The organism is Deinococcus seoulensis, from assembly GCF_014648115.1.
Lineage (GTDB): Bacteria > Deinococcota > Deinococci > Deinococcales > Deinococcaceae > Deinococcus > Deinococcus seoulensis.
Genome location: NZ_BMQM01000021.1, coordinates 1 through 25,910, shown reverse-complemented (window position 1 = coordinate 25,910; position 25,910 = coordinate 1). Strand labels below are relative to the sequence as shown.

The 25,910-nt window shown below is 69.3% G+C and carries 21 protein-coding genes; 19 read left to right on the top strand and 2 right to left on the bottom strand.

Annotated elements, in window-relative coordinates:
- Positions 1–5: 5 nt before the first annotated feature.
- The gene (locus tag IEY70_RS14200) at positions 6–1,196 is read left to right on the top strand and encodes an alanine racemase (RefSeq protein WP_189065689.1); all 1,191 of its coding nucleotides are present in this window, start codon (positions 6–8) and stop codon (positions 1,194–1,196) included.
- Between the two features lie 41 nt (positions 1,197–1,237).
- On the opposite strand, the gene IEY70_RS14195 is transcribed toward IEY70_RS14200, so the two are convergent.
- Complete coding sequence (locus tag IEY70_RS14195) at positions 1,238–2,407, bottom strand: GGDEF domain-containing protein (RefSeq protein ID WP_189065688.1); 1,170 nt, start codon at positions 2,405–2,407, stop codon at positions 1,238–1,240.
- A gap of 77 nt (positions 2,408–2,484) precedes the next feature.
- On the bottom strand, positions 2,485–3,567 hold the full coding sequence (locus tag IEY70_RS14190; protein WP_189065687.1) for a GGDEF domain-containing protein: 1,083 nt from the start codon (positions 3,565–3,567) through the stop codon (positions 2,485–2,487).
- A 266-nt stretch (positions 3,568–3,833) separates the two neighbouring features.
- On the opposite strand from IEY70_RS14190, the gene IEY70_RS14185 reads away from it, so the two are divergent.
- From IEY70_RS14185 to IEY70_RS14100, 18 genes are all read left to right on the top strand, one after another.
- A complete protein-coding gene (locus IEY70_RS14185; protein ID WP_189065686.1) occupies positions 3,834–4,961 on the top strand; it encodes a pyridoxal phosphate-dependent aminotransferase in 1,128 nt (375 codons plus the stop codon).
- 103 nt (positions 4,962–5,064) lie between these two features.
- A complete protein-coding gene (locus tag IEY70_RS14180) occupies positions 5,065–5,541 on the top strand; it encodes a hypothetical protein (RefSeq protein WP_189065685.1) in 477 nt (158 codons plus the stop codon).
- 172 nt (positions 5,542–5,713) lie between these two features.
- Positions 5,714–6,214 carry a hypothetical protein gene (locus tag IEY70_RS14175; protein WP_189065684.1) on the top strand — a complete coding sequence of 167 codons (501 nt, stop codon included), beginning with the start codon at positions 5,714–5,716 and terminating at the stop codon, positions 6,212–6,214.
- 342 nt (positions 6,215–6,556) lie between these two features.
- Positions 6,557–7,783: an argininosuccinate synthase gene (locus tag IEY70_RS14170; protein WP_189065683.1), complete on the top strand. Its 1,227-nt coding sequence runs from the start codon at positions 6,557–6,559 to the stop codon at positions 7,781–7,783.
- Positions 7,784–7,787: 4 nt separating this feature from the next.
- Positions 7,788–8,270 carry a GNAT family N-acetyltransferase gene (locus IEY70_RS14165; RefSeq protein ID WP_229777947.1) on the top strand — a complete coding sequence of 161 codons (483 nt, stop codon included), beginning with the start codon at positions 7,788–7,790 and terminating at the stop codon, positions 8,268–8,270.
- Positions 8,267–8,782 (top strand): GNAT family N-acetyltransferase, encoded by a 516-nt coding sequence (locus tag IEY70_RS14160; protein ID WP_229777946.1) that lies wholly within the window; start codon positions 8,267–8,269, stop codon positions 8,780–8,782. The genes IEY70_RS14165 and IEY70_RS14160 overlap by 4 nt, the downstream gene beginning before the upstream one ends.
- Positions 8,779–9,183 carry a hypothetical protein gene (locus tag IEY70_RS14155; protein WP_189065682.1) on the top strand — a complete coding sequence of 135 codons (405 nt, stop codon included), beginning with the start codon at positions 8,779–8,781 and terminating at the stop codon, positions 9,181–9,183. The genes IEY70_RS14160 and IEY70_RS14155 overlap by 4 nt, the downstream gene beginning before the upstream one ends.
- A 106-nt stretch (positions 9,184–9,289) precedes the next feature.
- Positions 9,290–10,696: an argininosuccinate lyase gene (gene argH, locus IEY70_RS14150; protein WP_189065681.1), complete on the top strand. Its 1,407-nt coding sequence runs from the start codon at positions 9,290–9,292 to the stop codon at positions 10,694–10,696.
- Between the two features lie 4 nt (positions 10,697–10,700).
- Positions 10,701–11,174, top strand: coding sequence for a GNAT family N-acetyltransferase (locus IEY70_RS14145; protein ID WP_189065680.1), 474 nt, complete (start codon positions 10,701–10,703; stop codon positions 11,172–11,174).
- A 50-nt stretch (positions 11,175–11,224) separates the two neighbouring features.
- Positions 11,225–11,752, top strand: a complete 528-nt coding sequence (locus tag IEY70_RS14140) for a GNAT family N-acetyltransferase (RefSeq protein ID WP_189065679.1) — start codon at positions 11,225–11,227, stop codon at positions 11,750–11,752.
- A 132-nt stretch (positions 11,753–11,884) separates the two neighbouring features.
- Positions 11,885–12,337 carry a GNAT family N-acetyltransferase gene (locus tag IEY70_RS14135; RefSeq protein WP_189065678.1) on the top strand — a complete coding sequence of 151 codons (453 nt, stop codon included), beginning with the start codon at positions 11,885–11,887 and terminating at the stop codon, positions 12,335–12,337.
- A gap of 79 nt (positions 12,338–12,416) precedes the next feature.
- Complete coding sequence (locus IEY70_RS14130; protein WP_189065677.1) at positions 12,417–12,944, top strand: N-acetyltransferase; 528 nt, start codon at positions 12,417–12,419, stop codon at positions 12,942–12,944.
- Positions 12,945–13,030: 86 nt separating this feature from the next.
- Positions 13,031–14,713, top strand: a complete 1,683-nt coding sequence (locus IEY70_RS14125) for a hypothetical protein (RefSeq protein ID WP_229777945.1) — start codon at positions 13,031–13,033, stop codon at positions 14,711–14,713.
- A gap of 69 nt (positions 14,714–14,782) precedes the next feature.
- Complete coding sequence (gene carA / locus IEY70_RS14120; RefSeq protein WP_189065676.1) at positions 14,783–15,967, top strand: glutamine-hydrolyzing carbamoyl-phosphate synthase small subunit; 1,185 nt, start codon at positions 14,783–14,785, stop codon at positions 15,965–15,967.
- A gap of 296 nt (positions 15,968–16,263) precedes the next feature.
- The gene (locus IEY70_RS14115) at positions 16,264–16,761 is read left to right on the top strand and encodes a hypothetical protein (protein ID WP_189065675.1); all 498 of its coding nucleotides are present in this window, start codon (positions 16,264–16,266) and stop codon (positions 16,759–16,761) included.
- 68 nt (positions 16,762–16,829) lie between these two features.
- The gene (locus IEY70_RS14110) at positions 16,830–18,833 is read left to right on the top strand and encodes a DUF11 domain-containing protein (RefSeq protein WP_189065674.1); all 2,004 of its coding nucleotides are present in this window, start codon (positions 16,830–16,832) and stop codon (positions 18,831–18,833) included.
- Positions 18,834–18,984: 151 nt separating this feature from the next.
- The gene (locus tag IEY70_RS14105) at positions 18,985–21,852 is read left to right on the top strand and encodes a DUF7933 domain-containing protein (RefSeq protein ID WP_229777944.1); all 2,868 of its coding nucleotides are present in this window, start codon (positions 18,985–18,987) and stop codon (positions 21,850–21,852) included.
- On the top strand, positions 21,853–25,869 hold the full coding sequence (locus IEY70_RS14100) for a COG1361 family protein (RefSeq protein WP_189065673.1): 4,017 nt from the start codon (positions 21,853–21,855) through the stop codon (positions 25,867–25,869). It abuts the gene before it with no gap.
- Positions 25,870–25,910: the final 41 nt, after the last annotated feature.

The following is a 25,910-nucleotide window of genomic DNA, read 5'->3' as shown; positions in this document are numbered from 1 at the left end:
GGCACGTGGCGTACCTGACCCTGGACCGCCGCAAATTGCAGGCGAACTTCGACCACCTGGAAACCCTGTTCGGTGCGCACGGCATCGACTGGGGCATCACGACCAAGCTGCTGTGCGGCAACCGCCTGTTCCTGAACGAGGTGATCCGCCTGGGCCGCCTGGAACTGCTCGACTCCCGCATGAGTAACCTGCGCGTCATCAAGGAACTCGCGCCGGACGCGCAGACGGTGTACATCAAGCCGCCGTCCGGGGCGGTCATCCCGGACCTGGTGCGCTGGGCGGACGTCAGCTTCAACACGGAACTCTCGACCATCCGCGCCATCAGCGAGGAAGCCGTCCGGCAGGGCCGCGAGCACCTGATCATCATCATGATCGAGATGGGCGACCTGCGCGAGGGCGTGCTGCGCGACGAGATCGTGGACTTCTACGAGCAGGTGTTCCGCCTGCCGAACATCCGCATCATCGGGATCGGCACGAACCTCAACTGCCTGAACGGCGTGATGCCCAGCGAGGACAAGCTGATTCAGCTGGGCCTGTACCGCACCATCATCGAACTGAAGAACGACGTGAAGATCCAGTGGGTGAGTGCCGGAACGACCGTCACCATTCCGCTGCTGCTGTCGGGCGCGCTGCCCGCCGCCATCAACCACTTCCGGATCGGGGAGGCGCTGTTCTTCGGGCAGGACCTCGTGGCCGAGGGCACGTTTGCCGGCATGCACGACGACGTGCTGGAACTGCACGCGCAGGTGATCGAACTGGCCGAGAAACCCACCGTGCCGTCCGGCGTGCTGGGCAGGAACCCGTTCGGGCAGACCGCCGGAACCGACGACGGCGGCCCCGACACCACCCACCGCGCCATTCTGGACGTGGGGTACCTGGACATCTCGCCGCAGTACCTCAGTCCGGTGGACGACCGCCTGGAGGTCGTCGGGGGTAGCAGCGACATGCTGGTCCTGAACGTCGGGCAGAACGAGGCGGGCCTGCAGGTCGGAAGTTACGTGACCTTCCGCCTGAAGTACATGGGCGCGCTGCACCTGATGAACTCACCGTACATCGACAAGTTCGTGCTGGACGGCAGCGGTCGGCGCATCCCGGAGAGCGCGGCGCCCGGCCAGGACGCGGCCCAGGACGGTGCGGCCCGGGACGTTCCCCCGGCAGCGGGCGACCCGGTGGGGGCTGACCCGGACTCGGGTTGAACGGGCTTAGCAGTCCATTCAACCCGAGTCCGTCACCCCGGTCAGACCGCGATGCTCACGGTGTCGCGCCCGGCGTTCTTGGCGGCGTACATGGCCTCGTCGGCGCGGCGCAGCAGGTCGCTCGTGCGTTCGCCCGCGTGGGTCTGCGCGACGCCGCAACTGACGGTCTGCACCCCGGCCCGCAGATGCGGGGTGCGACGCAGGTTCTGCCGCAGGCGGTCCGCGACGACCTGCGCGGCCTGCGCGTCGCCCGGCACCAGGATCAGGAATTCCTCGCCGCCCCAGCGGCCCACCCGGTCCCCCTGGCGCACGCTGCGGCGCAGGATGTTCGCCACGTGCCGCAGCACCTCGTCGCCCACGTCGTGCCCGTACGTGTCGTTCACGCGCTTGAAGTGATCCAGGTCGAACAGGATCACGCTGAGCGGCTCGCCGGGCTCCGGGCAGGTACGGGTCAGCCACTCGTCCAGCCAGCTGCTTAACTGGCGGCGGTTGGGCAGCCCGGTCAGCACGTCCAGTTGCGCCAGGGTCGCCTCCTGCCGGGCGTGCAGGACGGCGTTCACGAACTGCCCCAGCAGCCGCTGCTGCAACGCCAGGTACGCGATGAACGTGGCGTGCATCAGGACCGTCTGCAGCAGGCTGTTGCCCAGTCCGGCCTTCATGGCCGGGTCGATCTGCGGGTTCAGGCTGTACCCGGCAATCACGGCCAGCATCGCCATGAACTGCACGCCGGTCACGGTGGCCGCCTGCCGGCCCGGCAGGACCAGGAACGCCACCAGGTACGAGAAGATCATCCAGGGCGCGAACCCGCCCAGCCCGTGGTAACCGGGCGGGCTGTGCAGCGTCAGGTACAGGCGCAGCACGACCGTCACCGACTGGATGGCCAGTTCGATCAGGCCCACCGTACGCAGCGCGCGCGGCGAGCGCCACAGCCACCAGAACAGCGCGGCGTTCTTGACGGCCAGCGCCGCCAGCAGCGCCTGATCGGCCAGCGTGACCTCCCAGGACGCCTGCACGCTCAGGGTGATCACGCTGACGATCAGCACCGCGCCCAGCAGGGTCAGCAGGCTGCCGCGCCGGTACGCGAACTCGGCGCTGTCCAGGTTCAGGGCCGCCGGTTGGTGATCCCCGGCCACCTGGGGTTCCCCCGCCTCTGCCGCCGGGCCTGGACTGCGGCCCATGACGGGATCGGTGGTGGGGGCAGGTGTCTTCATGCGTTCAGCCTGCCGGGCCGGGCGTGACAGGTGACTGACTCCGGGCATCATGAAGGCCCCCGGCGTGCCCGTCCGGGTCAGGCGGCAGCGGTGTCCGAGAGGCGGACCGTGTCGCGCCCGGCGTTCTTCGCGGCGTACAGCGCCTCGTCCGCGCGGCGCAGCAGGGCGTCCGGGTGTTCGCGGGAGCTGGCCTGCGCGACCCCGCAACTGACCGTGACCGCCCCCACCTGCGGGTGCAGCGTCTGATGCAGCGAGCGGCGCAGGCGTTCCGCGACCTGCTGCGCGCCCCGCGCGTCCCCACGGACCAGGATCAGGAATTCCTCGCCGCCCCATCGGCCCACGGCGTCCCCTTCCCGCACGGCGCGGCGGGCGCTGCGGGCCACGCCCTGCAACACCCGGTCCCCGGCGTCGTGCCCGTACGTGTCGTTCACGGCCTTGAAGTGATCCAGGTCGAACAGGATCACGCTCAGCGGCCCGGCACTGACTTCCGGCTGCCCTTCCAGGTGTTCACGCAGCCACAGTTCCAGCTGGCGGCGGTTGGGCAGCCCGGTCAGGGCGTCCAGGTGCGCGAGGCTGGCCTGCCGCTCGGCGCTGACCAGCGCCTGCACGTACTGGCGGCGCAGGCGGTGCTGCACGCCCAGAAACGCGATGACCGTGGCGTGCACCAGCAGCAGTTGCAGCAGCGCGTTCCCGTGCAGTTCCCGCGCCGCCTGGGGCGTGGCGGGCGACCACCAGAAGGCGGCCGAGACGGCCAGCATCGCCCCGAACTGCGCGCCGGACACCAGCAGGAACCGGCGGGGCGTCAGGATCAGCGAACCGATCAGGTACCCGGTCACCATCCAGTACGAGTACCCGCCCAGCCCGTACCACGCCTGGTCCAGCAGCAGCGTCTGCGCCAGCCGCGCCACGGCCCCCACGCCCTCCAGGATCAGTTCCGTCAGGGCCACGGTGTACAGGTGATCGGGCCGCCGCCACAGCCACACGAACATCCCGGCGTTCTTCACGGCGATCAGCCCCAGGCCCAGCCGGTCCAGCTGATTCATGGACGCCATGTTCACGCTCAGCGTGATCACGCTGGCGATCAGCACGCAGCCGAGCAGCAGCAGCAGCGCGTGATGGCGGTACTGCTGCTCGGGAGTCAGAAGGGTCGCGGGGCGCATCCTGAGGGGCACCGTACCCCGCGCCCTCTGACAGGCGGATGACCCGACGCGACCCTAAGGACCCATAAGGACACTGCGGTTCTCCTGCGGAGCAGATAAAGGACGTTGAGGCAGGAGTGGAGAGGTTCCGGCGCTTTCCCGGAAGCTCGTACTGGAAGCGTCGATCCGGAAGGGTCGATGTCCCTGACGTCCCGGCCTGCCGGACCGGCGCGGCCTGTCTGACCCGCCCGGCGCGGCCCCCGGCGCACGCGGCGCAGACTGCGGCCATGCCACAACTGACCGCCCGCGCCAGCGCCTCGCAGGAAAGCGTGTTCGCCCGCATGAGCCGCCTCGCCGCGCAGCGCGGCGCCGTGAACCTCGGGCAGGGTTTCCCGGCAGGCCCGCCCCCCGCGTTCCTGCGGGCCGCCGCCCGGCACGCCGTGGGCCGCACCGACCAGTACACCCCCCCGGCAGGCCTGAGTGCCCTGCGGGACGCGCTGGGCGCCGACCTGGGCGTGGACGGCGCGGACATCACCGTCACGTGCGGCGCGACCGAGGCCCTGAACGTGCTGGCGCTCTCGCTGTACGGGCCGGGCGACGAGGTCCTGATGCTCGAACCGGTGTTCGACGTGTACCTCCCGCAGGCGCGGCTGGCCGGAGCGACCCCGGTGACGGTCCCCATGCGCTTCGACCCGCAGGCCGGGTGGGCGTTCGACCCCGGTGCCCTGGCGGCCGCCGTCACGCCGCGCACGCGGGCGCTGCTGCTGAACACCCCCTACAACCCCACCGGGACGGTGTTCACGCCGGACGAACTGGCGAGCATCGTGGCCCTGGCCCGGCAGCACGACCTGTGGATCATCAGCGACGAGGTGTACGACGAACTGTACTTCGGCGAGCGGCCCGTCAGCCTGCGGACCCTCGCGCCGGAACGGACCTTCACGGTCGGCAGCGCCGGAAAACGCCTGGAAGTGACCGGCTGGCGCGTCGGCTGGATCGCCGCGCCCCCCGGCCTGAGCGGCGCGCTGGGCGGCGTGCGGCAGGTCACGTCCTTCTGCGCGCCCGCACCCCTTCAGGCGGCGGTGGCGGCTGCCCTGCCCGTCGCCCGCCAGGAAGGTTTCTACGACGCCCTGCGCCGCGAGTACGCAGCCCGACGCGACCTGCTCGCAGGCGGCCTGCGCGCCCTGGGCGCCGCCGTGTTCGAGCCGCGCGGCACGTACTTCCTGACCGCGCTGCACCCCGACTGGACCGCCGAGTCGCTGGTCGAGGGAGCGGGCGTGGCCGTCATTCCCGGCGAGGCCTTCTACGCCCGGCACGCCGCGCCAGCGGGACTGCTGCGCGCCGCGTTCTGCAAGTCCACCGACGACATCCACCTCGCGCTGGAACGGCTGGAACGCCATCAGCGCCGCCGCTCCTGACCGTGCGGGCGTGCCGGAACGTAAACGCCCCGTGAAGGCCTCCGCGCGTTTTTGTAAAGAACGCCGCCTTACGCCGCGCCGCCCCACTCCCTATGCTCGGGGCATGAAGAAGACCATCCTCGGCCTCCTGGCGATCACCGCCGTTTCCTCCGCCTCCGCGGCCAGCTACGTGGGTGGCTCGGTCGGTTCCGGCGCCACCATCCACTACCAGACCGACCTGACCAGCTCCAGCGCCATGCGCTACGGCCTGAACCTGAACGCCACGAACTTCAACTTCAACAACCTCGCCCTGGGCGGCAGCGTGGACTACCTGGGCGACTTCACGGGCACCGGCTCGGCGCTGGGCGGCCTGACCCCCTACTACGGCCTGGGCCTCGGCGCCGGCGTGCAGCTCGGCGCGGGCGGCGGCCTGAGCCTCTACCCCCACGGCACGCTGGGCCTGCGCTACAACGTCACGGACCCCCTGAGCGTCTTCGTGGAAGGCAACATCGGTCCCGTCGTGTCGATCGGCGGTACCAACAGCAGCAGCGTGTACGTCGGCAGCGGCGCCCGCGTCGGCCTGAACTACCGCCTGCCCTGAGCCCCATGCGCCGGCAGCCACGCGCGCCCTGAACCCCCAACGAACAGAGAGGCGAACGACCCCCGCAGCGGGCGTTCGCCTCCATTCGTTTCTGGAAGCTACTGGCATACGCCCGGTGGGGGGAGCACACATGAGGCAACGCACCTCTCATGAGCCACGTACAGTGGCACTCATGAAGAAGACCCTGCTGTCCATTCTGGCCCTGACGACCCTTTCCACTGCCGGCGCTTCCGAGAAGATCGGCGCCTACCTGCTGGGCGTGCAGTACGAGCGTGACACCAACGCCACCGACTCCGTGCGCTTCGGCCTGGGCCTGCCGCTGGCGGGGTTCTTCGACGGTGGCGGCGCCGTGGCCCTGAGTGGCGACGTGTCCTACCTGCGCCATACGGCCGCCGAGACCGAGACCGTGCAGCCTTATTACGGAGCGGGCCTGGGCCTCTCGGCTGTCCTGGCCACGGGCAGCGGTGCTTCCGTTGGCGGAGTTGGCCTGTACCCGAACGTTCTGGCCGGTGCCAATTTCAATGTGACTGATCAGGTCAGCCTGTTCGCTGAAGGGAGCGTCGGCCCGGTGGTGGCCTTCGCATACGCCACGGACGGCCAGAACAGTGCCTCCGGTGCAGATGTGGGGCTGGGCTACAACGTACGTCTGGGCGTGAACTACAAGTTCCGCTGATCTGTATCCTCAGCCGTTCCGGGGCCGCTATGTGCGGCCCTTTTTTGCGGCTGGTGGGGTGGGCTGGACACCCGGCTTGACCCTGTGGCGGGCTGCCTGCTACCCTTCCGTGCATAGCTATGCGGTTTTAGCGCATAACCATACATACATATGCAGATCCTGACCCTCCGACGCTGACCGACCGCCTGACCCCACCGGGGATGCAGGCGGCGTGCTCACGTCGGGGAGTCTTGCGCTGCCATCACGGCCCCGCGCCCCACCGGCCAACCCCGCACAGCTCAATCCCAGATAGACCAACCCCGGACAGACCAACACTTCACACAAAGCAGGGAGAATCAGACCATGACCAAAGAAAAGATCGTACTCGCGTACAGCGGCGGCCTGGACACCAGCATCATCCTCAAATGGCTCCAGACCGAAAAGAACTACGACGTGGTCTGCTTCACCGCCGACCTCGGTCAGGGCGACGAGGTGGAAGAAGCCCGCGTGAAAGCCCTGAACACCGGCGCCGTCGCCGCCTACGCGCTGGACCTGCGTGAGGAATTCGTGCGGGACTACGTGTTCCCCATGTTCCGCTCGTCGGCGCTGTACGAGGGCTACTACCTGCTGGGCACCAGCATCGCGCGGCCCCTGATCGCCAAGAAGATGGTCGAGATCGCCGAGAAGGAAGGCGCGGTGGCCGTGTCGCACGGCGCGACCGGTAAGGGCAACGACCAGGTGCGCTTCGAGATGACCGCCTACGCCCTGAACCCCGACATCGTCACGGTCGCCCCCTGGCGCGACTGGGAATTCCAGGGCCGCGCCGACCTCGAAACCTTTGCCCGTGAGCACGGCATTCCGGTGCCCACCACCAAGAAGGACCCCTGGAGCACCGACGCGAACATGCTGCACATCAGTTACGAGGGTGGCATCCTGGAAGACCCGTGGGCCGAACCGCCCGCGCACATGTTCAAACTCACGGTGGACCCCGCCGACGCCCCCAACGAACCCGAGTACGTGGAAATCGAGTTCCTGAACGGTGACCCGGTCGCCATCAACGGCGAGAAACTGAGCCCCGCCGCGCTGCTCGCCAAGGCCAACGAACTGGGCGGGAAGCACGGCGTGGGTCGCCTCGACCTCGTCGAGAACCGCTTCGTCGGCATGAAATCACGCGGCGTGTACGAAACGCCCGGCGGCACCGTCCTGTACCACGCCCGCCGCGCCGTCGAGAGCCTCACCCTGGACCGCGAGGTGCTGCACCAGCGCGACCAGCTGGGACCCAAGTACGCCGAACTGGTCTACAACGGCTTCTGGTTCGCCCCGGAACGCGAGGCGCTGCAGGTGTACTTCGATCACGTCGCCAGCAGCGTCACCGGCACCGCCCGCCTGAAGCTGTACCGCGGGAACGTCATCGTCGCCGGACGCAAGGCCCCCCAGAGCCTGTACGACAAGGACCTCGTGAGCTTCGAGGCAGGCGGCGACTACAACCAGCACGACGCCGGCGCGTTCATCAAACTCAACGCCCTGCGCATGCGCGTCCAGGCCCGCGTGCAGTCCAGGGGCGCCCAGACGGAACCCACGGAAGGCTGAATCTGTGACCCTCCCGCCCGGCTACGCCCTGCGCCCCGCGACCGTCCATGACGCGGCCCTGATTCAGTCCCAGCGTACGGCCATGTTCACGGACATGGGCAGTGACGTGGCGGGACTGGCGCGCGTGCACGAGGCGGGCGTCGCGTGGCACGCGCGGATGCTGGCCTGCGGCGCGTACACGGGCCTGCTGATCGAGAGTGGAGGAGAGGTGGTGGCCGGGGCGGGCGTCCTGTGGAACGACTTCCCGCCGAACGCTGACACGGACAGCTCCGTGCGTGCGTACGTGTTGAACGTGTACGTGCGCCCGGAGCACCGGGGGCGGCGACTCGCCCGCGCGCTCATGCAGGCCGCGCTGGCCGAGTGCCGCGCGCGGGGCGTGGACATCGTCACCCTGACCGCGTCGGACGCCGGGCGCCCCACGTACGAGGCGCTGGGGTTCACGCCGCAGGCCGAACTGAAACTCCTGCTCAAGGGGGGAACCCCGTGACGCTGCGCCCCGTGAACCCGGACGACATCCCTACCTTCCACGCCGTGATGATGGCCGCCGGGATGGACCCCCGCTCAAGCTGGACGCGCACCACGCCCGCCGACCTGGAACGGTCCCTGCTGGCCCCCGGCTCCGGCGGCTTCCTGGCCGTGGGCGCGGGAGAGGTGCTGGGCTGCGTCGGCTACCGCCCCGACGGCGACCGCACCCTGACACTGAACAAACTCGCGACCGTCCCGCAGGCCCGCCGCCTCGGCGTGGGCCGCGCCCTGGTCCGCGAGGTCGAACACGTCGCCCGCATGGGCGGGTACGAACGCGTGCTGCTGGCCGTCAGCCAGTTCAACCTGGACGTGCTGCCCTTCTACGACCGGCTCGGGTACACCGTCACCGACGAACCCTACGCGCACGCCCACCCGGGCAGCCCCGCCCCGGTGGTACTGGTGAAAGCGGTCCGGGCAGAGGAATCCACCATTGACCGCCCGATCCCGCCTCTCTCTGACAAGGACGCCCCATGACCCGACCCCACAGCCGCCCGACCTCCCGCGTCACCCTGATGTGCGCCCTGGCCCTGACTGCCGGACTGGCCTCCTGCGCTCCTACCATGCAGGGACCGGGCGGGCCGATCCGGCCCAGAACGCAGACCGGACTGATCCGCCTGTTCGTCAAGGTCGTGCCAGTCGCGGCGCTGGACGACACGACACCTGCGGACGCGTATGTGAGCTTCCCGGAGTGCCTGGGCACCGTCGTAGCCGTCCCGGATGTCCGTCGGCTGGGCGTGGTAGCCGCCACGGATGCCTGCCGCAGAACGGACGGCAGCGTGGTGGCCGGAGTGGTGGGGTTGGCGGTGGCAGCCGGGCTGCTGCTGACGTTCCTCGCTCTGCAACTGTTCAACATGATCAGTCAGGTGATCTCGTGATGCGGGTGGACGTGCGCGGCGGCCGGTTCTCTCCTGCTCCGCCTGATTCGAATGTGCCGGAAAGCTCCGCGCGACCCGTTCAGAGTCCGCATGACAAGGACACGCAATGACCAATACGACGAATACGCAGGATAAGAAACTCTGGGGTGGCCGCTTTGCGGAGGCCACGGACGGTCTGGTGGAACTCTTCAATGCGTCGGTGGGCTTCGATCAGCGCCTCGCGGAGCAGGACATTCGCGGCTCGCTGGCGCATGTGTCGATGCTGGGGCAGGTCGGGATTCTGACGGCCGAGGAGGTCGCGCAGATCACGGACGGGCTGAACGCCGTGCTCTCGGACATCCGCGCGGGGAATTTCGAGTGGCGCCTGGACCGCGAGGACGTGCACATGAATGTCGAGGCGGCCCTGCGTGACCGGATCGGGCCGGTGGCGGGCAAGTTGCACACGGCCCGCTCGCGGAACGATCAGGTGGCGGTGGATTTCCGTCTGTTCACGAAGGAAGCGGCGCTGGATCTGGCGGATAAGACCCGCGCGCTACGCGTGGTGATGCTCTCAGAGGCCGAGAAGCACCTGGAGGCCGGGGTGATCCTGCCGGGGTACACGCACCTTCAGGTGGCGCAGCCGATCCTGCTGTCTCACTGGTTCATGGCGTACGTGGCGATGCTGGAGCGTGACGAGGGCCGCTTCCGGGACGCGGCCGAGCGGATGGACGAGTCGCCGCTGGGTTCGTCGGCGCTGGCGGGCACGCCCTGGCCGGTGGACCGGCACGCGACGGCGGCGGCGCTGGGCTTCGCGCGGCCCACCGCGAACAGCCTGGACGGGGTGGGCAGCCGGGACTTCGCGCTGGAGTTCCTGTCGGCCTGCGCGATCCTGTCGGCGCACCTGTCGCGCCTCAGTGAGGAACTGATCCTGTACTCCACGTTCGAGTTCGGCTTCATCACCCTGCCGGATTCCCACACGACGGGATCGTCGATCATGCCGCAGAAGAAGAACCCGGACGTGTCCGAACTCGCGCGCGGCAAGGCGGGCCGCGTGTTCGGGAACCTGATGGGCCTGCTGACGGTCGTGAAGGGCACGCCGCTGGCGTACAACAAGGACCTTCAGGAGGACAAGGAGGGCGTGTTCGACTCGTACGACACCCTGAGTATCGTGCTGCGCCTGTACGCCGAGATGATGCCGAAGACCGTCTGGCACGCCGACGTGACGGGCGCGGCCGCCGCGCGCGGCTACAGCACTGCGACCGACGTGGCGGACTTCCTGGCCCGCCAGGGCGTCCCGTTCCGCGAGGCGCACGAGGTCGTGGGCGGACTGGTCGGCGTGGCCAGCCGCAGCGGGCGGCAGCTGTGGGACCTCACCGACGAGGAACTGCGCGCCGCGCACCCCCTGCTGAACGCCGGGGTCGCTCAGTCCCTGACCGTCGAGGAGAGCGTCCGTGGCCGCGCCAGCTTCGGCGGGACTGCGCCCGAACGCGTGCGCGAAGCCATTCAGAACGCCCGTCAGGGGCTGGAGAACTGAACGTATGCCCGCCGACCTGCACCCCGCCACGTCCGCCGATCTGCCCGTCATTCACGGGTTGATCCTCGAGACCGGGCTGAGCACCGACCCGGCGCTCATCACCGCCACGCTGGACGGCAGCTCCTACTGGCTCGCCACCGAGGCGGGGCAGGTCGTGGGCACCGTGGGTCTGGAGCACGGCGATGGCGCGAGCCTGCTGCGCTCGGCCGCCGTGCGGCCCGCCGCGCAGGGCCGGGGGGTGGGTGCGGCGCTCGCACGGGCGGCCATCGGCGCGGCGCGGGCGCGTGGGGACCGCGCCACGTATCTGTTCACCGACACGGCTGGGCCGTACTGGGCCCGCCTGGGATTCGAACCCGTTCGCCCCGCCGACCTGATCAGGGCGCTGCCGGACGCGCCGCAGGTCCGCGGTGGGCTGGCCCGAGGCTGGATTCACGGGGCCGCCGCGTGGCGACTCGACCTGACAGGAGTTTCACCATGACAACCCTTCCTTCCCTGACCCACATTCCTTCTGCTGCGCGAGGTGCCCGTATGACCAATGTTCCGCTGTCCGATATGCACGTGAAACTCCGTCAGGCCGCTCCGGCGGACCTGCCCATCGTCCTGGATCTCCTGACCCGCACGGGGCTGCATACGGGCAGCGTGAACCTGGCGGCGGGGACGTACTGGATCGCGGATCTGGACGGCGTGCCCGGCGGCTGCATCGGCCTGGAGCACGGCGAGGGCGTCAGCCTGATCCGTTCGACGGCGGTGGTGCCCGAGGCCCGCAGCCAGGGCCTGGGCCGCGCGCTGGTCCGCTCGGCCCTGACGCACGCGACCCTGCGTGGGGACCGCAGCGTGTACCTGTTCAGCGAGGAGGCCGGGGATTACTGGCGGCGCTTCGGGTTCGTGCCCGTCACGGCCGACGAGATCTCCGGGGCGCTGCCGGACGCGCCGCAGGTGGTCAGTGGCCTGTGTAACGGCTGGATCGGCGGCGAGCAGGCGTGGCGGCTGGACGTGCAGCCGCAGGGGGCCGGGGACGTGCAGCCGGACGGAACAGGGGCGGCGGCGCAGGGGTGAACGGGAACTGGCAGTGCTTCCACGCGGCCATGCGCTATGCTGACGGCACGCAAAACCCGTCTCGACCGGCTCCCGCAGGGGCTCCGGCTTCTTTGCCTCATTCCGACCTTTCAGACTGTGGAGGAACACCGAATGACCGATTCCAGCGTTCAGATTCGACTGGCGAGCAGCGCCGACAGGGACACCGTCACCCGCGTCTTTCACGACGCCGGGCTGGACACCGACGCCACGCTGGCGGACGGCACGACCTACTGGGTGCTGGAACGTGGCGGGCAACCGGTCGGCGCGATCGGCCTGGAGCACGGCGAGGGCGCCTCGCTGCTGCGCGGGGCGGCCGTGCTGCCCGAGGCGCGTGGCGGTGGGCTGGGCCGGCGGCTGGTCATGAGTGCCGTGGAGTACGCGCAGGGACGCGGGGACCGCGCGATCTACATGTTCAGCAAGGGCGGCGACTGGGGCACCTTCGGGTTCCAGCAGGTGCCGCTGGCGGTCGTCATGGGCGACGTGCCGGACGCCCCGCAGGTGCAGGCGTACCGCGCGCAGGGCAGCCGCCCCGGCGGCACCACCTGGATGCGCTCCCTGAGCTGAGCGTTGCGGGGCGTGGCGTGCGGGGCTCTGTCCCGCGTCCCGCCGCCCGCACCCCACACCTGCCTTCAGGGGGCCTGGCGTGACGCTGGCCCTGGATTCCATCGCCGTGCCGGACATTCACCCGGACGCGCCCCTTGTGACCCGCAAGGCGCGCCTGTCGGACATCGAGGCCATTCACGAGCTGATCGGGTACTGGGCGGCGCGCGGACTGATGCTGGTCCGCTCGCGCGCCCTGCTGGCCGAGACCATCCGGGATTTCCATCTGGTGCTGGCCGACGCGCACGAGGGGCGGCCGGGCGGTCTGGCCGGGGTGTGCGGGCTGCACATGCTGGCCCCGGATCTCGCGGAGGTGCGTGGACTGGCCATCCACCCGAACATGCAGGGGCGCGGGCTGGGCCGTGACCTCGTGGCGGCCTGCGAACGCGAGGCGCGTGAGATCGACCTGCCGGCCCTGTTCGCCTGGACGTACCAGCAGGGCTTCTTCGAGAAGTGCGGTTTTACCCGCATCGACAAGACGAACCTGCACCCGAAAGTCTGGAGTGAGTGCCAGCGCTGCGCGTTCTTCGAGAACTGCAACGAGATCGCCATGTACCGGGAGCTGCGGTGAATGGGGTACGCGGGACCCCCGTGCGGGTCGGGTCATCCGCTGAAGTGCTGACGCGCCCCGCGCCTGTGGCCTCTACCATGAGGCTCATGAAACCCATGCACGCTGCCGCTGCCCTCACCTTCGCCCTCGCTGCCACGGCCTCCGCGCAGGAAACGCCGCTGGCCGCGCAACTGCCCGCCGGTGCGCTCCTGACGCTGGAAACCCGGAACGCCGGTCCGGCGCTGGGCCGCCTGACCGACCTGATCGGCGGCGCGCTGCGTGACACTGGCCTGGGCGAGGACGGCCCGGCGCAACTGCTGGGCGGCTTTGAGGGCATCCTGACGGACTCGCTGGGCCGCGAGGGCGTGGCGGGCGTGTTCACGGTGCAGGGCAAGGGCGGGACCTTCACGCCGGCGCTGCTGGCCGTGGCCCGCACGGGCGACCTGTCCGGCGAGGTGTTCCGCTCCATGATCCCGCAGAAGAAGGGCGCGCGGGTCGGGGCGTACCCCTTCGTGCGCAGCGGGAACCTGTTCGCCGGGCAGGCGAACGGACTGGTGTACGTGTCCAGCGACAAGGCACTCCTGATGTCGTACCTGGGTCGCCTGAGCGGCAAGGCCGCGCCGACGCTGGCAGCCTCCGCGCCGTACGCGGCGGCCAGGGGCGCGGCCGGGAACACCGAACTGGGCCTGTACGCCAACTTCAGCGCGACTGCCAAGGTGTTGCGCTCGCAGTTCGCTCAGTTCATGCTGCCGCGCCTGCTGTCGCCGGTCGTGGACGCCCTGGACACCCTGGGGCAGGTGGCGGGCGGCCTGACCACCACCGACGCCGGCCTGAGCACGGTGTCCGCGCAGGTCGTGAACACGGCCGGGAAGGACCGCCCCCTGGCGCGCATCCTGACCGACACCACCGACTTCGCCGTGCAGGACATCATTCCCGCCGACGCCGAGGCCGTGCAGGCGACCGCCTGTGCGCCCGAATCGAACGCCTACGCGGGCCGCTGGCTGACCCGCCTGGACCTGCTCGAACCGTTCGGGTTCCTGACCGACAGCCAGCTGGCCAGCCACCTGGAACGCGCCGGGCAGTACCTGGGCAGCGAGTGCGCGCAGGTCACGCTGGCCGGCGGCACGCGCGCAGGCCTGGACCAGTCCGACCCGCTGGCCTCCCTGGCCGCGAGCGTCGCGTACCAGAGCGTGCGTGACCGCGCGGCCGCCGAGGCGCACCTGCCCGAGTACGTCCAGAGCGTGAACGAGGCCATCGCCGGGCTGCGCGGCACCCTGAAAGGCACGCTGGGCGACCTGATGAAGGGCGGCATGGGCGGCATGGACATGGAAGACATGGACATGGGGGGCATGGACATGGGCGGCATGGGGGCCGCCATGATGGCCGGGCAGGAGTCCCTGGATCAGATCGACGCGCTGCTGGGCAACCTGAAGATGGTGTACGCCTTCCGGGGCGACTACCTGATCACGGCGTTCAGCGAGCAGGCCCTCCAGGCGGCGCTGGACGAGGGGGCCGCGCCGCTCGCGCAGGACCCGGCGTTCCAGGCGGCAGCCCTGGACATGACCGCCAGTGGCGGCTGGAGCTACCAGCCGGACCTGCCCGAACTGAGCGGCGAGGACCTGCTGGGCAGCCTGCCGGCCGAGACGGCAGAGATGGACATGGACGAGACGCTCGGCCCGGTGATGGACGCTGTGGCCGGGCTGATCAACAGGTATGACGGCATGACCTCACAGCGCACCGTTGCGGGGAATGTCATCATCGGCAAGGCGAACGTGAAGTACCGCTGGTAAGCGGCGGGAAGGTCACGCACGCCGGGCCATGAAACGCGTCCGGAGAGGCGCGAATGGGGAGGAACGAACATGATCAGGAAAGAGCGGGCCATTCTGGCCCTGGAAGACGGCACGGTGTACCGCGGCTACGCCTTCGGGCACCGCGGCGAGACGGTCGGTGAAGTCGTGTTCAACACCTCCATGACCGGGTACCAGGAGATCATGACCGATCCCTCGTACAACGGGCAGATCGTGACCATCACGTACCCGCACGTCGGGAATTACGGCGTGGCGATCTACGACATGGAAAGCAACAAACCGTACGTGCGGGGCTTCATCTCGCGCGAGTTCAGTGCCGAGTACTCCAACCACCGCGCGCAGCAGTCCCTCGAAGCGTTCATGCAGCAGTACGGCGTCGTGAGCATCCAGGGCATCGACACGCGCGCGCTGGTGCGCCGCCTGCGCACGGGCGGCGTGGTCAAGGGCGTGATCGCGCACCGGTCTTTCACGCACCCGGAAGATCCGTACGGCGAGTTCACGCCCGCCGAGGAGCAGGTGTACGTCAGCCGCGCACTGGGCCACCAGGACATCGACGGGCACGACATGACCCGCGAGGTCACGACCGCGCTGCCCTACGCCTTCCCCACCCTGCGGCACGGCAAGCGCGTGGTCCTGATGGATTTCGGAATCAAGCACACCATCATCGAGCGGCTGGCCGAGGTGGGCATCGAACCGATCGTGGTGCCCGCGCACACCACCCCGGCGCAGATCATGGCGCTGCAACCGCACGGCCTGTTCCTCAGTAACGGCCCCGGCGACCCCGCGCCGCTGGAGTACGCGCACAAGACCGCCTGGGAACTGATGGGGCTGCTGCCCACCTTCGGCATCTGCCTGGGTCACCAGATCCTGGGGCTGGCGGCGGGCGGCCGGACCTTCAAGATGAAGTTCGGGCACCGGGGCGGCAACCAGCCGGTGAAGAATCTGTTAACGGGAAATGTGGAGATCACCTCCCAGAACCACGGGTACGCGGTGGATATCGAATCCATCCCGAACGGGGCGTTCGTGCCCACCCACGTGAACCTGAACGACGGCACGCTGGAAGGCATGGCGCACGCGCGCTACCCGGTCTTTTCGGTGCAGTACCACCCGGAAGCCAGCCCCGGCCCGCACGACAGCCGCTACCTGTTCGACCGCTTCATAGAGGAGATCGACGCCTTCGATGGGGGCAGCGGTACCCCCGTTGCCAAAGCGAATTCTGGCCGTCTGGGGGTTTGACAACAGCGGGTCAGCGCCCGATTATGGACGTGGACAGAAGGTGAGAAATTTCATAGTGACGCTTGAGTCAGTCACGTGACTGTAAGAGTCTCACCGGAACGTCTCGAAGATGTCCACCAGATACGGCACCCCGGCGGTGCTCCGCTCTGACCAATCAGCTGTTCCGGAGCTATGAACCACCTGGCGCAAACGGGCGCCTTGCCAGGTGTGGAGCCAGTGGCGCGACCGACAGAACAAGGGAATTCATTCCCCTGACTGTCGGTCACTTTTTTTATCTGTTCCGGAGGTACGACTTCTTGAAGCGCATGCTCATTCCCTTCCTCCTGCTGGCCACGGCCGGCGCGCAGACCGGTAACGTGCCGCAGAACGTGACCTTCACGCTCAATCAGGACCTGATCAAGAGTGTCGTCACCGACGGCAAGGCCACCGAAACCGTCATCGAGAACCCCAAGACCGTGCTGCCCGGCGACATCCTGCGCGAACAGATCACGCTCGTGAACGTCTCCGGCCGCAAGCTGGCGCAACTGCTGGTCAACGTGCCCGTCCCCAAGGGAACAGAGTTCGCCCAGCTGACCACCGCCAACGCCAACCGCTGGAAAGTGCAGTACAGCCTCGACGGCGGCAAGACCTTCAGCGCCGCCCCCACCCGCACCGTGACCGTCACCGAGAACGGACAGTCCGTGACCCGCAAGGTTCCGGTGCCCATCACCGAGTACACCAACGTGCGCTGGACCGTCACCAACATCAACCCGGACGAAACGCTGAAGTTCGCCTTCCGCGTGAAAGTCAAGTAAGCCAGCGCTCCATCACCCGAACAAGCAGCACCAATACACCGAATGCCCCCCGGCTCGGAGGAGAACACATGAAGAATTCCTGGAAGTTTGCCGCCCTGATCGCCGCGCTCGCCGCCGGCTCCGCCTCCGCCGCTGGCACCGCTGCCGGCACCGTCATCAGGAACACGGCCGAGATCGTCTTCACGCCCGAAGGTACCCCGACTGGCACCCCCCCCACCACCGTGCCCTCCAACCCGGTCACCACGACCGTGCTTCCGGTGCCCAGCTTCACCATCGTGAAGAACGACGGCAGCGCCGACCGCACCACGCCCGACTACACGGCCCCCGGCCAGACCGCGACCGCCAGGCCCGGCGACACCGTGGTGTTCCCGTACACGCTGACCAACACCGGCAACGTGCCCAACGAGAGCTACACCCTGACCAACACCCCGGACCCTGCGGCGGCCGTCAAGACCCCCGAGAACATCCGCTTCTACCCGGTCAGTGCCGACACCAACAACGACGGCACCCTCAGCGCCGCCGAGATCGCGGCCGCCACGCCCATCACCACCATCACCGGCGTGAACCAGGATCAGGCCGTCAAGTTCTTCCAGGTGTACACCATTCCCACCGCTGCCACCAGCACCGACAAGTTCGGCGGTGACCCCACCGGCGACCGCCAGGACAACCCGGCCTTCAACAACGACCCGGCCGTGCCCCGCGACGCCAACAACTCCAACGTCACCACCGTGGACCGCAAGGACGCCACCGTCATCGGCCCGAAAAACGACCCGGACGGCAACGGCAACCCCCTCACGCCCGCCTACCAGAGCACCGACACCACCCCGGTGACCATCACGCCCAGCGCCGCTGACACCCAGACCGCGCAGGCCACGACCACCACCACCGTCGTCACCTTCACGAACACCGTGCAGAACAACGGTAACCGCCCCGACGTGTTCGACATCACGGCCGTCCAGAGCGGCTTCCCGGCCAACACCACCGTCGAACTGCTCAAGCCCGACGGCACCCCCCTGCCCGACACCGACGGTGACGGCGTGCCCGACGTGGGCAGCCTGAACCCCGGCGACACCGCCGACCTGCTCGTGCGTGTGACCTTCCCCGCTGGCAGCGCCCCCACGACCCCCGGCACCCAGCCGACCGTCACGGTTACCACCACCAGCAGCAACGATCCCACCAAGAAAGACGACACCAAGGACATCGTGAACCTGCCCGGCCTGTCGTTCGGGAACCCCACCCCCACCCCCGGCGGTGACCCCACCCCGGTCGGCACCCCCGAAGCAGGCAAGCCCGGCAACCCCGGCACGCCGATCATTCCGCCCACCACCTGCACCGCGACCTCCCCGGACATCCGCTCGACCATCGCCATGGAGATCGCCAACCTGGGCAGCGCCCCCGACACCTTCGACGTGAGCGGCGTGGCCCCCATCAAGCTGACCGACGGCACCACCCGGAACGTTCCCGTGCAGTACTTCAAGGACACCAACGGCAACAAGGCCCTGGACACCGGTGAGGTCGCCCTGACCGACACGAACGCCAACGGCATCGCCGACACCGGCGTGCTTGCCCCCGGCGCCGAACTGAAGCTGATCGCCGTGGTCGACGTGCCCTGCGCCGCCGCCGCGCAGACCATCACCCTGAACCAGACCGCCAAGTCCCCCACGACCGGCGTGACCGTCACCGACCCCAACGACACCATCACGGTCGGCAAGACCCCGGTCGCTGCGCCCAGCAAGACCGTCGACAAGACCGAAGCCAAACCCGGCGAGACCCTGACCTACACCATCATCGGGAAGAACACCAGCAACGCCAACGTGACCAAGGCCTTCATCAAGGACACGCTGCCCGCCAACACCACCTACGTGAGCTTCACGGCGACCAGCACGGCGACCGGCCCCATCCTGTACTCCACCAACGGCACCGCCTGGAGTGCCACCGCGATCGCGGCGCTGTCTGACGGCGGCACCGTGTACGCCGGCGTGGACACCAACGGCAACGGCACCATCGACACCGGTGACATCCTGACCTCCGGCCAGACCATCACCGGCACCTTCACCGTCACGGTGAAGTAAGGCCCGCAGGCGCGCCCGGTCCTCCTGCCCCGGAGGCAGGGCGCGCCTCCCCCACACGGGGGAGTTCCAACCCATTTCCCTCGACTCCCCCTCACCCCCTCACAACAAGAGAAGACGATTTTTCTACCGCCACACGACTTTGGGAGGCAACGTGCGAAAACCCCCTGTGCTTCAACTGCTGACGGCGCTGGCCCTGACCCTGGCCAGCCCCGCGTACGCGGCGGGCACGCCAGCCGGGACCGTGATCCAGAACACCGCCGTTCTGGAATTCACGCCGGAGGGCGGCCCGCCCACATCCATTCCCACGCCGCCCGTGACGACCACCGTGACGGCCGTGTGCGCCCTGAGCGTCCTGCCGAACGGCACCGTGGCCGCGCCCGGCCAGAGCTACAGCCTGCTGCCCGGCGAGGGCGCCACGCTGCGCTACACCGTGACCAACACCGGGAACGCCAAGAACACCGCGAACCTGCGCGTCCTGACCGACGCCGCCTCGCAGTTCCTGCCCGGCGACCTCAGCATTCACGAGGACAGCAACGGCAACGGCGTGGTCGACCCCGGCGAGGCGGCCGTCACGGCCCTGAGCCTGGACGCCGACCAGACCCGCAGCGTGCTCGTGCAGGTCAGCACCGCCGCCGCCAACCGCGGGAACGCCTACCTGAACCTCGTGGCCGCCTGCGCCACGAACACCAGCGGCCGCCCCGGCGAGACCGACGACGACAACGTGGCCCGCGTGAGCGTCGGCGAACCCCCGGAACTGACCCTGACCAAGACCTTCACCCCGGCCGCCATCCGGCCCGGCGAGGACACCCTGGTCACCCTGACCGCCCGCAACACCGGGCAGGGCGCCTCGCGGCCCGTGACGGTCACGGACTTCCTGAACACCCCCGAAATGCGTGACTTCGTGTTCCGCAGTGCCAGCGCCAACCTGACGGGCGGCGGCGTCATCGAGTACAGCGCCGACGGCACGAACTGGTCCGCCAGCGAGACCGCCCCGGTCAGTGCCATCCGCGCCCGCACTGCCAGCCTCCCGGCCGGCGGTACCCTGACCCTCACCTTCCGCCTGACCGCGCCCGCCACCGACATCGGCACGCGCCGCAACGTGGGCCAGCTGCGCAGCAGCGACGTCAGCGTGGACGCCCCGGCCGACATCACGGTGCGCTACACGCCCAGCATCGCGCTCGGCCCGATCAGCAACCCGCAGGCGCTGCCCGGCGGGGAACTCAGCAGCGACGACAAGCAGGTCCGTCAGAACGCCCTGCTGAACCAGGAAGTCTGCTTCCCGCACACCGTGCAGAACCTCGGCGACCGCGCCGACAGCATCACCATCACCGGGCGCATCGTGACCGGACAGGGCACCGTGCGCTTCACCGAACTGAACGGCACGCCCATCACGGAACCGTTCATCGTGCCGAACCTTGCCCCGCAGGCCACCCGTGACTTCAACGCCTGCTACGTGGTCACCAAGGCCAGCAGCAGCACCGCCAACGAGGCCCTGCGCGCCGAACTGACCGCCACGAGCAGCCGCGGCGCCGCCGACAACCTGACCATCGACTGCATCATCAACGTGGCCCCCAACCTGCTCAACCCGGTCAAGTCCGGCGACGCGGGCGAGGGACTGGTCGCGCCCGGTCAGGTCATCACGTACACCCTGACCTTCACCAACTCGCAGAGCTTCGCGCTGACCAACCTGGTGCTGCGCGACCCCCTGAACAACCTGCAGATTCTGGACGCACAGGGACAGGTCATCCGCACCGACAGCCTGGAATTCGTCTCGGCTGACCAGGGCGGCGCGCCCGAAGGCACTGACGTCGTGTGGCGCTTCGCGCGCCTCGCGCCCGGCGAGACCCTGACCCTGACCCTCAAGGCCCGCGTGCCCGCCAGCACGCCCGACGGCGCCCGCGCCGTGAACGTCTTCACGGTCAGCAGCAGCGAGGTCCCGGACCCCATCCCGTCGAACCCGGTGCAGAACGGCGTGTTCAACCAGGCGAACCTGAGCCTCGTGAAGACCAGCAGCCCCGCCACCGTCTCGTACGGCAGCACCATCACGTACACCTTCACGGTCACCAACCGCAGCGCCACCGGCGGCCTTCAGGTCATCAAGGTCACCGACAACCTGCCGGCCGGGCTGGACTACGTGGACGGCAGCAGCCGCCTGAACGGCGCCGAGATCATCCCCACCGTCACGGGCCGCGAGTACGTGTGGAGCATTCCGGGCCTCGCGCCCGGCGCGACCGCCGTCATCACCTTCGACGCCGTGGTCACGCCCGCTGCCGGCAGCCAGATCCGCAACAGCGCCCTGGCGACCGCCATCAGCAACAACGGCGAGATCAAGACGCCGCCCAGCAGCGCCCTGAACACCATCGACCCGCTGATCTTCGGCCGCAACACCGCCGACCTGGTCGGGTACGTGTTCCTGGACGTGAACCGCAACGGCGTGTACGACCGCGGCACCGACATTCCCTGCCAGAACGCCCGCGTGATCCTGGCCGGTGGCCGGATCGCCCTGACCGACGCGCAGGGCCGCTACCACTTCCGCAGCCTGCCCGAGGGCACGGCCGCGCTGCGCCTGGATCCCAACTCGGTGGCAGCGCAGAACATCAGCGTGCCGCAGGACGCCGGACGCCCCGGCAGCCGCGTGGTGTTCCTGCGCAACCTGACCAGCGTGGACTTCCCGCTGGCCCCCGAGGCCGGTGACATCGCCGTGATCCGCGACACCACCCTGCGCGTGTCCAGCACCCTGCCCGGCCAGCCGGAACGTGCCCTGAGCATCCGCAAGCAGCTGTTTATGACCGACGAACCCGGCGAGTACCGCGTGCAGCTGATCCTCAGCGCGGGCGCGGACCTGAGCGGCGTGAACATCACCGACCCGCTGCCTGCGGGCGCGGAACTCACCGACGGCCAGAACGTCCTGACCTACGACACGCTTGACAGCGGAGAACGCGCGGTGACCTACCGCTTCCGCTGGGCAGGCGACCCTAAAGGCGCCGTCACCGACCCGACGGCCAGCTGGAGGTACTGAGTGAAACGCGCCATCACCACCCTGACGGCGGCACTCCTCGGCTCGGCAGCAGCGCAGGAAATCGCCACGTCCCTTCCCCTGACCTCCGTCGGCAACAAGCTGATGTGGACGGTCGGGGACCAGGACCTGAGACTGATCGTGGGCCTCAGCTCCCGCGTGCAGCTCGACGTGTACGGCGCTCAGTTCGACCCGCAGGACTATCGCAGCGACGATTACTTCGGAGACGAGAACTACTCGACCGAACGTCCCAAAGCCCCGGTCAACTCGACCTTCACGCTGGTCAACGCCGACGGCAAGGTCGTGCGTGAACAGAACTTCGGCGTGGGCGCCCAGGACTGGCAGACCTTCCTGAACGACGACCTGCCCGCCGGAACGTACACCCTGAAGGTCCGCACCGAAGGCAACGGCAAGAACACCTTCGCCTTCCGCCTGCAGTCCATCAGCGCGGCCGTCGAGGCCGACCACCTGAACATCACCATCCGCAGCAACGACTGGGTGCCCGCCCTGAACATCGCCAACCCCGGCGGCGAGATGGGCATCCGCATGTACGACGGTGACGGCCCGGGCGAACTGGAAGCCGAACTGCGCGACGCGCAGGGCAACGCCTACCCGGTCAAGGTCAGCGGACAGTTGCAGTGGGACGACATCAAGGTGCCCGAGGAAGCCGGGAACTACACCCTGTACCTGCGCCAGCCGAAAGACACGTACCAGTACTCCAACTCGGTCGGCTTCGAACTCACGACCGGCCCGATCAAGATCGTCACGGCCGACACGACCGGCAAACTGGACATCAAGGCCGAACTGATCCTGCCCGAGGAAACCCTGCCCACCCAGGCCACCGTGACCGTGGGCGAGCAGGCCTACAACGTGCAGGGCAGCGCCGGACCGTTCACTCTGCCCGCCAGGGAGTACCCGGTGACGGTCGAGCCGGTCAAGGGTGCCGAGGTGACCCTGAACGCCCCGGCCGCCACGGTCGTCAAGCAGCAGACCGCGCACGTGACCGTGCAGATCAAGCCCAGCATGGACCTGAGCTTCACGGCCGACAAACCCGAAGTCTGCGTGGGCGACGTGGTGACCTTCACCGCGCGCGCCACCACCGAATTCGAGCGGCAGACCCTGCCCGCCAGCCTGCGCGTCAAGCTGCCGGAGGGCTTCACGGCCGCCGGTGAGACCACCGTCACGGCCCGCGTGGACGCCGCCAACCCCGGCGTGCTGACCTTCGAAGCGAAGGCCGACGCGGCCGGCAGCAGCGACTTCACGGCCACGCTGGCTCCCTGGAACCAGACGCAGGACCTGAACGTCCGGGTGCTGCCCACCGCCACGCAGATCGAACTGCGCCGCGCGCCGCTGCCCGAAACGCTGGCCGGTGAGACCGTCACGGTCACCCTGACCCTGAAGAACACCAGCGGCGTGCCCGCCCCCTACGAACTGACCGACGCGCCCGGCGAGACCCTCGAGGCGCTGGACCCCACCACCTTCAGCGGCGAACTGCAGCCCGGTGAGGAAAAGACCCTCAGCTACCGCGCCCGCGTCAGGGGTGACGGCGGCGCGCAGGGCACCCTGAACGCCACCCTGAGCAGCAACTGCGGCAGCCAGCAGGTCGTGACCGGCACGCAGACCGTGCAGACCCCGCCGCCGCCCGCCCCGACCCCGGTCGTGGCCGTCACGCGCGAGAGCACCGTCCGCATTCCCTTCGACGTGCCCAGCACCAAGAATGCCAACCAGGTCATCGTGGCGCACCAGCCGCCGGCCGGGGCCACCTACGTGCCCGGCAGCAGCCAGCTGAGCGGCCGCGCCATCGCGGACCCGCAGACCGGACCCAGCGGCCGCTATTACTGGACCACGCCCGGCGCGGCGCGCGGCGTCCTGACCTACAAGGTCACGCACGAGGGCAACCTCCCGGCGCTGGCCAGCCCCACCCTGGTCGGCCGGTACGCCGGCGGCCAGCTGAACGTCCTGGTCGGGGACGGCAACCTGGACGACCTGGGCAGCCTGAACGCCGTGACCGACACGCAGGAGCAGGCAGCCGAGAACGACGGCGCGCTGAAGCTCCCGCTGGACGGCACGGTGTACCGCGAACGCGACCGCATCACGGTCGCCGTGGTGAGCCCCGCCGACAGCGCCGCGCTGCCCAGCGTGAACGGCGTGCCCGTGGACCCCGCCACCCTGGGCCGCAAGAGCGTGGACGTCACCAGCGGCACCCAGCGCCAGGAGTTCTACGGCCTGCCGCTGCGTAACGGCGAGAACACCGTCACCTTCGGCGATCAGACCGTCCGGGTGTACCTGGCGGGCACGCCCGTCCGCGCGGACCTGAAAGCCGAGCAGCTCGTCGCGGACGGCGTGACGCCCATCCGCATCGGGGTGCGCCTGACCGACGCCGCCGGACTGACCACCGCCAGCAGCAACGTGACGGTGCAGACCACCCTGGAACCCACCCAGGGCGACGCGCAACCCCGCGTGGGCAGCTACCAGGTGAAGCTGGTGGACGGCGAGGGCGTGCTGGAACTCGAGCCGCTGTCCGCCCCCACCCGCTTCGACGTGCGCCTGCTGCTGGGCGACAAGGTCGTCACCCGCTCCTTCGAGGCGCTGCCCAGCAAGACCCGCGTCGGGATCGGCATGGTCAGCCTCGGCGCGATCCTCCAGAGTGGCGGCACGGCCGCCGGAGAGGCGCGCGGGCAGGCGTACCTGGAAACGCCCATCGGTGACGGCAAACTGTACGTCGCGGCCAGCGGCGCCGTGAACGCCAACCGCGACAGCGCCGGCAAGACCACCGTCACGCAGGACCGCACGCAGGGCCTGCCCGTGACCGCCAACCCCCTCCAGCGTTACTCGACGTACGGCGACAGCAGCACCGAGACCACCCCGCTGCAGGGCATCGACCCGGTCGCCGTGCGCTACGAGCACCCGGCCTTCAACGTGCAGTACCGGCAGGCGCCGGTGCCGGTGGACGTGTTCAACCTGGGCATCACGCCCACCGCCCTGAGCGGCTTCACGCGCAGCAACCCGCAGGTGTCGGGTTTCGTTGCCGCGCTGCCCGGCGACCTGATCCGGCGCACCCTGCCCGCCAACGGCACCCGCGTCCTGACCCTGGCCGACAGCGACCTGCAACCCGACAGCGAGACCATTGAACTGGTCACCGTGGACCCCCGCACCGGCGCCGAGACGGGCGTCCGGACGCTGGCCCGCCTGACCGACTACACCCTGGACCCGGTCGCGGGCGTCGTGTACTTCCAGCGGGCCATCGACCTGATCGACCCCGACGGCCGTGAGCAGAGCGTGCGCGTCAGCTACCGCCTGAACGACCCGCTGGGCGCCCGCACACTCGCCTGGGGCGCGCAGGTCAAGTACCGCGTGACCGACGAGCTGAGTGCCGCCGCCGCCGCCGTCAGCCTGGACGGCGTGACCAGCGTGGGCGTCCGCGCCCGCTACGAGCAGGGCAGCACCCGCGCCGACCTGCTGGCCGCCTACGCCGGGGACGGCCTGCTGGTGAACGCCAGCGGCAGCGCCACCCTGGACCGCCTGGACGTGAACGCCAGCGCCCACTACCAGGCGCCCGGCTACACCGGCCTGAACGCCACCACCCCCGGCCTGGGCGTGAACGCCGACGCCACCTACCGCGTGACCGACGCGCTGGCCGTGGCCGCCGCCGCCACGTACCAGCAGACGTCGGGCACGAACGGCGCGGCCGACACCAGCACCGGGCACGCCGACCTGAAGGGCCTGTACACCTTCTCGCCGTTCACGCTCGGCGCGGGCATCCGCGCGGGCTTCGGGGACGAGCAGGGCCTCGGCGCGGTCGTCAGCGGCGCGTACTCCAGCGGCGGCCTGAGCGTCTCGGCCGAGCACGCCCAGCGCCTCAGCGGCGAACTGGACACCACCACCACCGTCAAGGCCAGCGTGCCCGTCGCCGAGAACGTCACCCTGACCGCCCGCGACGACATCAACTGGACCGAGGGCCACCGCGCCAGTCTGGGCTTGCAGTCCCGCCTGGGCATGACTGACATCTTTCAGTTTTAGAAAAGGACGTCCAGCACGGCTTCTGACCTCAGAATGAGGGT